The sequence below is a fragment of the Methylobacterium sp. WL103 genome (assembly GCF_008039885.1).
In the GTDB taxonomy this organism is placed as follows: Bacteria; Pseudomonadota; Alphaproteobacteria; order Rhizobiales; family Beijerinckiaceae; genus Methylobacterium; species Methylobacterium cerastii.
Genome location: NZ_VRUX01000187.1, coordinates 1 through 7,217, shown reverse-complemented (window position 1 = coordinate 7,217; position 7,217 = coordinate 1). Strand labels below are relative to the sequence as shown.

General features: G+C 70.2%; 9 protein-coding genes. 6 read left to right on the top strand and 3 right to left on the bottom strand.

The window, feature by feature from the left end; genetic code table 11:
* Positions 1-366: 366 nt before the first annotated feature.
* From fabA to fabI, 3 genes are all read left to right on the top strand, one after another.
* Complete coding sequence (gene fabA, locus FV222_RS12980; RefSeq protein ID WP_147751790.1) at positions 367-894, top strand: 3-hydroxyacyl-[acyl-carrier-protein] dehydratase FabA; 528 nt, start codon at positions 367-369, stop codon at positions 892-894.
* Positions 895-1,031: 137 nt separating this feature from the next.
* Positions 1,032-2,258 (top strand): beta-ketoacyl-ACP synthase I, encoded by a 1,227-nt coding sequence (gene fabB, locus FV222_RS12975; RefSeq protein ID WP_147761561.1) that lies wholly within the window; start codon positions 1,032-1,034, stop codon positions 2,256-2,258.
* A gap of 418 nt (positions 2,259-2,676) precedes the next feature.
* On the top strand, positions 2,677-3,507 hold the full coding sequence (gene fabI, locus FV222_RS12970) for an enoyl-ACP reductase FabI (RefSeq protein WP_147751792.1): 831 nt from the start codon (positions 2,677-2,679) through the stop codon (positions 3,505-3,507).
* A gap of 89 nt (positions 3,508-3,596) precedes the next feature.
* On the opposite strand, the gene FV222_RS12965 is transcribed toward fabI, so the two are convergent.
* A complete protein-coding gene (locus tag FV222_RS12965) occupies positions 3,597-3,860 on the bottom strand; it encodes a hypothetical protein (protein WP_147751793.1) in 264 nt (87 codons plus the stop codon).
* A gap of 68 nt (positions 3,861-3,928) precedes the next feature.
* Here FV222_RS12965 and FV222_RS12960 point away from each other — a divergent pair, with 68 nt between their 5' ends.
* The 3 genes from FV222_RS12960 (at position 3,929) to FV222_RS12950 (ending at position 6,017) form a co-directional block, all read left to right on the top strand.
* Positions 3,929-4,156, top strand: coding sequence for a hypothetical protein (locus FV222_RS12960; RefSeq protein WP_147761560.1), 228 nt, complete (start codon positions 3,929-3,931; stop codon positions 4,154-4,156).
* Positions 4,157-4,232: 76 nt separating this feature from the next.
* Positions 4,233-4,472 carry a DUF2188 domain-containing protein gene (locus FV222_RS12955; RefSeq protein WP_147751795.1) on the top strand — a complete coding sequence of 80 codons (240 nt, stop codon included), beginning with the start codon at positions 4,233-4,235 and terminating at the stop codon, positions 4,470-4,472.
* A gap of 33 nt (positions 4,473-4,505) precedes the next feature.
* The gene (locus FV222_RS12950; RefSeq protein ID WP_147814551.1) at positions 4,506-6,017 is read left to right on the top strand and encodes a DUF6880 family protein; all 1,512 of its coding nucleotides are present in this window, start codon (positions 4,506-4,508) and stop codon (positions 6,015-6,017) included.
* Here FV222_RS12950 and FV222_RS12945 read toward each other — a convergent pair.
* Together FV222_RS12945 and FV222_RS12940 are read right to left on the bottom strand one after the other, a co-directional pair.
* Positions 6,014-6,373, bottom strand: coding sequence for a DUF427 domain-containing protein (locus FV222_RS12945; RefSeq protein ID WP_147761558.1), 360 nt, complete (start codon positions 6,371-6,373; stop codon positions 6,014-6,016). The genes FV222_RS12950 and FV222_RS12945 overlap by 4 nt on opposite strands.
* On the bottom strand, positions 6,370-7,217 hold an 848-nt coding region (locus tag FV222_RS12940), incomplete at its 5' end, for a methyltransferase domain-containing protein (RefSeq protein ID WP_147814549.1). The genes FV222_RS12945 and FV222_RS12940, both read right to left, overlap by 4 nt.

Here is a 7,217-nt window from a genome sequence, read left to right as displayed (position 1 = left end):
GGTCCGAGAGGGGGCAGCCGCGGCGCGCCGCGCCGGCCGCATCCCCCGAAAGGGCCGGGATCCGGGCGTTCAGCGCGGCCTGAAGGGACAGCAGTTCGGACATCGGCGGGACTGAACGCTCGCGAGGGGTGAAGGATTTCGCCCTCGTGTATATGGGAACGGTCGCCGGCTCGCAACACGCGCAGGTGGCCCCTCTCCCGCTCGCGCGAAGGCCGCTTCGTTCGCGCCTGCTTGGAACCGGCTCCGCGCCTATGCTAACGAGGCCGCCGAGTGCGCGGTTCGCCCCGTGTACGGGATGCGCGCCGGCGCCGAAGCCGGCCCGTGCCCGCCGACCGAAGCTCGCGACACGAGGACCGACCCGCCTTCATGACGTCCGACACCGAACAGACCGCCCCCCGCGCCTCGCAGTATTCCTACGAGGACCTGCTCGCCTGCGGGCGCGGCGAACTCTTTGGCGCGGGCAACGCCCAGCTGCCGCTGCCGCCGATGCTGATGTTCGATCGCATCACCGAGATCGCCGCCGAGGGCGGCGCCCACGGCAAGGGTCTGGTCCGCGCGGAGTTCGACATCCGGCCAGACCTCTGGTTCTTCTCCTGCCACTTCAAGGGCGACCCGGTGATGCCCGGCTGCCTCGGGCTCGACGCCCTGTGGCAGCTCGTCGGCTTCCATCTCGGTTGGCTCGGCGCGCCGGGCCGCGGGCGGGCGCTCGGCGTCGGCGAGGTCAAGTTCACGGATCAGGTCCTGCCGACCGTCAAGCAGGTGGTCTACGGCGTCGACCTGCGGCGGGTGCGGACCGGCAAGCTCGTCCTCGGCATCGCCGACGGGTGGCTGGAAGCCGACGGAAAGCGCATCTACGAGGCCAAGGACCTGCGCGTCGCCCTGTTCCAGAGCTGAGCGCCACACCTGATTTCGATGCGTTCCCGGCAACGGGGCGCGTCCTCGCCGGTTGAGAACAGGCCGGCGGCATCCTAGCTGACGAAGTAGCGTGACGCTCACCCACCGGGCGCGTCGCCGGGGAGACGAGTTCGTTCATGCGCCGTGTCGTCGTCACCGGGATGGGCATCGTCTCATCCATCGGAAACAACACCGAGGAAGTGCTCGCCTCGCTCCGCGAAGGGCGGTCCGGCATCACCCGTGACGGCTCGCATGCCGAGCATGGCTTCCGCAGTCAGGTCTCGGGCCGGCCCACCCTGGACCCCGAGGGAGTCGTCGATCGCCGCGCCATGCGCTTCCACGGCGGGGGCAGCGCCTGGAACCACGTGGCGATGGATCAGGCGATCCGCGACTCAGGGCTTGAGGCCGGCGACATCTCGAACGAGCGCACCGGCATCATCATGGGGTCGGGCGGTCCCTCGACACGTGTGATCGTTGAATCGGCCGCGATCGCCCGCGAGAAGGGTCCTAAGCGTGTCGGCCCGTTCGCGGTGCCGAAGGCGATGTCCTCGACCGCCTCGGCGACCCTGGCGACCTGGTTCAAGATCAAGGGCGTCAACTATTCGATCGCCTCGGCCTGCGCGACCTCGAACCACTGCATCGGCAACGCCGCCGAGATCATCCAGGGCGGTCGCCAGGACATCATCTTCGCAGGCGGCTGCGAGGATTTAGACTGGACACTGTCGGTGCTGTTCGACGCGATGGGCGCGATGTCCTCGAAGTACAACGCGACACCCGAGCGGGCCTCGCGCGCCTACGACGCCAACCGGGACGGCTTCGTCATCGCCGGGGGGGCCGGCGTCCTCGTCCTCGAGGAGTTGGAGCACGCCAAGGCCCGCGGCGCGCGGATCTACGGCGAGATCGCCGGCTACGGCGCGACCTCCGACGGCTACGACATGGTGGCGCCTTCAGGCGAGGGAGCGGTGCGCTGCATGCGCCAGGCGATGGAAGGCCTGAAGGGCGCGCCGATCGACTACATCAACCCGCACGCCACCTCGACGCCCGTGGGCGACGAGAAGGAGATCGAGGCGATCCGCGAGGTGTTCGGCCGCGGCGACGCCTGCCCGCCAATCGCGGCGACCAAGTCCCTCACCGGGCACTCGCTCGGCGCCACCGGGGTGCAGGAGGCCATCTACGGGCTCCTGATGATGAACAACGACTTCATCAGCGCCAGCGCGCACATCGATGAGATCGACCCCGCCTTCGCCGACATGCCGATCCTGCGGACACGCCGGGACGGGGCCAAGCTCGGCCACGTGCTGTCGAACTCGTTCGGCTTCGGCGGCACCAACGCGACGCTGGTGCTGAAGAACGTCGACGCCTGACGCGTCCGGCACGACGGCGGACCGTCGTCAAGGAAATCGGCGGTTCGAGGCACGCTTCGTTAACCATTGGAACCCAAACTCTCCACTCAAGTTCTGCCTTGAGGCTGTGCCAGGGAGTGGAGCGCGCATGACCTTCTTTCTCATCGGCTTGGCGCTCGCGGCGGTCGTCCTCGGATCGGCCGGCATCTACGCCAAGCAGGCCTTGATCGACGACGCCAAGTCGCAGACGCGTGGCTACTTCTGAGGTTGCCACTCTGCGCCGGACCGCTCGAAGCCCTGCCTTGCGGCAGGGCTTTCGTGTTTCAAGGGGACGCCTTTTTCCAGGTCCGAGATTGGACAGCGCCCTCCCCCGCGCCTAAGCCTCGATACGTGTTGACGTGCGCCCGATGCGGCGCAGCACTCGGGAGTGACGGATCGAATGACGGGTTTGATGGCGGGCAAGCGCGGCCTGATCATGGGCGTGGCCAACGACCACTCGATCGGCTGGGGCATCGCCAGGACCCTGCACAAGCACGGCGCGCAGCTCGCCTTCACCTACCAGGGCGACGCGCTCGGCAAGCGCGTCGCGCCGTTGGCCGCGCGGCTCGATTCCGACATCGTCCTCCCCTGCGACGTGGAGAACCTCGCCTCCGTGGACGCGACCTTCGCCGCCCTTGACGAGCGCTTCGACGGCACTCTCGACTTCGTGGTCCACGCGATCGGCTTCTCGGACAAGGCGCAGCTCAAGGGCCGCTACGTCGACGTGACCACCCGCGAGAACTTCTCGCGCACCATGACGATCTCGTGCTTCTCCTTCACCGAGATCGCGCAGCGGGCGGCCAAGCGCATGCGCGCGGGCGGATCCCTGCTGACGCTGACCTATGGCGGCTCCACTCGCGTCATGCCGAACTACAACGTGATGGGTGTGGCCAAGGCGGCGCTGGAGGCGTCGGTGCGCTACCTTGCCACCGATCTCGGCCCGGACAACATCCGCGTGAACGCCCTCTCGGCCGGGCCGATGCGGACGCTTGCCGGCGCCGGCATCGCCGACGCGCGGCTGATGTTCAACCACCAGAAGGCGCATGCGCCGCTGCGCCGGACCGTGACCCTCGACGACGTCGGCGGCTCGGCGCTCTACCTGCTGTCGGACCTCTCGTGCGGGGTGACCGGCGAGATCCACTTCGTCGATTCCGGCTACAACATCATCTCGATGCCGCGCCCCGACGTGCTCCAGGCGCAGGACGAGGCCGGCGTCGTCGGCGACGCCTGACCCTCAACGCGTCACCGCGATCAGCCCGATCACCAGGCTCGCGGCGAGCAGGATCAGGTGGACGCCACCACCGGCGGCGAGCCACGCACTCATTCCTGGGTCGAACCCGCCGGAATACGCCCCGGGGGCAGCAGCCCGGGCTCGCGCGACGGCCGCCGCACGGCATGGCGCCCGCGCCGCTCGATGACCGCCCGCGGCGGCGGCGCGGAGGGATAGTTCGACGCGAACGGGTTCGGGGGCACGGCGGAGCCGGTCGGCCCGAACGTGCTTCCGGCATAGCCCCGGCCCTGTGATAGGGCGGGGAGTGATCCGGCCGCGAGGATCGCGGCGGCGAGCAACGTACGATAGGGCATCGACATCCTTTGGTGTGTGGCCCCATCCAGATAGGGCCGCGGCGGCGCGAGCGGGATTGGACGACGGCATGGAACCGCATCGAATCGAGCGCGACGGCACGCAGTACGAGGTCGCCTTCGAGCGTGCGCCCGAGGGCTGGGTCGCCCGCATCCGCAGGCTCGACGACGGCGCGGTCCACGTCGTCGCCTTCGCCGACGGGGCCGGATACGACTCCGACGACCCGCGCGGCTCGCTGATCGCCGGCTGCGAGGCGGCGATCGAACGCCTGCCCTGGGCCGCCCCGACCCGGCACTGAGCGGGCGGCTTGCGGAACCACCGCGCCGCCGACGTGTTCGCGCTGGACAGGTTTCGTTCCAGGTCGGGAGATTGCGATGTCCGAAGTCACCTATCACGTCGTCGAGCACGACGGCGGCTACGCCTACAAGGTCGGCGACGTGTTCTCAGAGACCTTCCCGAGCCACGACGAGGCCCTGCAGGCGGCGCAAGCTGCCGCCGCCGAGCAGCAGGTTCCGGGCTCGACCGAGGGGATCCGCTACCAGGACGGCTCGGGCGCCTGGCACGACGAGACCGCCCGCGGCGATGATCGGCCGGTGGCGAAAGTCGAGGATTGATCGAGGCCGTGATGGGCGGGGTCTGGACATTCGATGCCTCGCAAATCGGCCACGGCGCCTCTTAAATCCGTTCCGTCGGCGGTCAAGCCGCCGAAGGGCACCCGCCGCACTACGCCCTCCCCCGAGACGCTGGCGGCGCTGAGCCCGGATCGCCTGATCGGCCTGATCCTCGGCGAGGCGGCGCATAACGCCGCGTTCAAAAAGCTCGTGAGCGCGGCCCTTGCCTCCCTGCAGGGCCCGGAGGCCGTCGCCGCGATCGTGGATCGCCGGCTCACCGCCCTTGAAGGCGCCCGCGGCTTCATCGATTGGCAGAAGCGCCGAGCCTTCACAACCGACCTCGGTGCGACGGTCACCGTGATCCTCACGGAGCTGGCGACCCTCAACCGCGCGGCCGCCCTGGAACGTCTGGTGCGCTTCCTCGGTGGGGCCGACGCGGTGCTGAACCGGGTCGATGACGGCTCGGGCGCGATCCAGGCCATCTACGAGCGCGCCTCCGAGGCGGTCGTCGCCATTGCGGCGGACCTCGATCCGGACGCCGCTGGCTTGTTCGCCTTGACATTGATCCCGCGCGTCGTCGCCGACCCCTACGGACCGTTCGGCCTACTGATCCGCGATCTCGTCCCGCGCCTGCCCGCCACCGCGCTGCGATCCCTCGACGACGCGTTTGCCGAAGCCGTCTGCGCCGGGGCCAAGCCTGCCGACGGCACGAGCGGGACGCCTGCGATCCGCGCCGGTCTGACCCACGGGAACCTCCTGCGCATTCGCCAGGACATCGCCGACAGCCGCGGAGACGTAGACGCCTACGTCGCGCTCGAGCAGGCGATCATGCCCGGCCGGCCGGACGTCATCGAAATCGCCCGGCGTCTGCTCGACGCCGGCCGCGCCGCGGAGGCGCTGGACTGGATTCGGCGCCCGGCATCCTCACGGGGCCGCGTCGTCACCCGCGCGTCGCTCGCCGTCGGCGACGCGGCGATCGACGGCCGAGCGCGGGAGCGGATCGCCCTGGAAATCCGCATCCTCGATGCACTCGATCGACGGGAGGAAGCCCAGGCGCTGCGCTGGCGCGGGTTCGAGACCCTGCTCGACGCCGACATGCTGCGGGCGCACCTCGCGAAGCTGCCCGACTTCGAGGACGAAGAAGTTTGGGAGCGTGCCCTCGAACACGTGAGCCGGCACGACGACGCCCACCGCGCGCTCGCTTTCCTCGTGGCGTGGCCGAGCCTCGACCGCGCCGCGCGCCTCGTCCTCGCTCGCGCTTTGGAGTGGCGCGGCGCCGCCTACCGCTTGCTGGAACTGGCGGCGGACGCGCTGGAGCCCGCCCATCCTGCGGCGGCCGCAATCCTGTTGCGCCGGATGATCGACGACATCCTCGGCGAGGGTCGGAGCAGCGCCTACCCGCATGCGGCGCGCTACCTCAAGGCCCTGGACGCGATGGCGCCGCGGCTTCTTGCCGGCGCGATCGAGCCGGCGCCGGAAGCGTATCGCGCGGGCCTACGCGCGGCGCACGGGCGCAAGTACGGGTTCTGGCCGCTGGTCCAGGATTAAGTGGTTTCGATGCCGTCGACCCGGTCGGGGTAGAAGGCCACATGCCCGGCGATCTCGGCCACGGCCGGGAACGGCGCCTCGTAGCTCCACACCGCGTCCGGCCGCGACGCGTCGCCCACCTTGATGCTGAAGTAGCTGGCGTCGCCCTTGTACGGGCAATGGCTCGTCCGCGCCGAAAGCGTGAAGTGCGAGAGGTCGACGTCGGCGCGCGGGACGTAGAGCACCGGCGGATACGACGCCTCCTTCAACGACAGCGCGTTGCGGCTGTCGGCGACGGCGACGCCGTTCAGCATCACCCGGATGCGACCCGGATGCGGCGTGACGGTGATTGGATGGTCGGGGCCGGGCTGTCTCATCGTGGAATCCTCTCGTTGGGGTTCAGCTCGATGGTGCCGAGCGCGTCGGCGAGCCGGGCCTTCGCGCTTCCCGGCTTCAGCGGCACCTGCTGGCTCGCATGCGGTGCCCATCCGGTCAGCCAAAGCACCTCGAAAGTCGCGCGAAGCCGGCCGTCCGCGTCGGCGAAGCGGGAGGCATAGATCTCGGCCATGCGGATCAGCGTGGCGCGCCGCAGGGGCGTGCGGCGGCGCTCGACCAGCGTGTTGGTGAGGCCCATGGCGCGCAGGTCGCGCATCAGCGCGAACGGGTCGGCGTAGCGCACCGTCACGGTCTCGGTGTCGGCGACCGGCAGGGCGAAGCCCGCCCGCTGCAGCAACGCGCCGGCCTCGCGCACCTCGGCGAACGGTGCGACCCGCGGGCTGATGCCGCCTTCGACCTCGCTCTCGGCCTGGGCGAAGCTCGCACGCAGCTCGTTCAGCGAGGCGCCCCCGAACAAGCATCCAAGGAACAGCCCGTCCGGTTGCAGGGCGCGGCGGAGCTGCACCAGCGTGCCGGGCAGGTCGTTCACGCCCTGGAGCGCCAGCAACGAGACGGCGCAATCGAAGTGGCCAGGGGCGGCCGGAAGCGCCTCCAGGTCGGCGACCGCCTGCGCGACGCCAGGCTCTGCTGCCTCGGCGAGCGGCGTGAGCCGCAGCACCGCCGCGTCGGGATAGCGGGCGGCGAGCACGCGTGCCGCCGTGGTCGTCGGCGTCGCGAGGTCGAGGCAGGTGGTGAAGGTTCGCAGCACCGCGCCGAGGCGGTCGTCGAGGTCCGCCGCCATGCGGGCGACGAGGAAGTCGGCGAAGCCCGTGCGTCGCGCGCGGG

Coding starts and splice junctions, on each gene's coding strand:
- fabA (WP_147751790.1), top strand. CDS start 367: ATGACGTCCGACACCGAACAGACCGCCCCCCGCGCCTCGCAGTATTCC.
- FV222_RS12960 (WP_147761560.1), top strand. CDS start 3,929: ATGGAACCGCATCGAATCGAGCGCGACGGCACGCAGTACGAGGTCGCC.
- FV222_RS12950 (WP_147814551.1), top strand. CDS start 4,506: ATGCCTCGCAAATCGGCCACGGCGCCTCTTAAATCCGTTCCGTCGGCG.
- fabB (WP_147761561.1), top strand. CDS start 1,032: ATGCGCCGTGTCGTCGTCACCGGGATGGGCATCGTCTCATCCATCGGA.
- FV222_RS12965 (WP_147751793.1), bottom strand. CDS start 3,860: ATGCCCTATCGTACGTTGCTCGCCGCCGCGATCCTCGCGGCCGGATCA.
- fabI (WP_147751792.1), top strand. CDS start 2,677: ATGACGGGTTTGATGGCGGGCAAGCGCGGCCTGATCATGGGCGTGGCC.
- FV222_RS12955 (WP_147751795.1), top strand. CDS start 4,233: ATGTCCGAAGTCACCTATCACGTCGTCGAGCACGACGGCGGCTACGCC.
- FV222_RS12945 (WP_147761558.1), bottom strand. CDS start 6,373: ATGAGACAGCCCGGCCCCGACCATCCAATCACCGTCACGCCGCATCCG.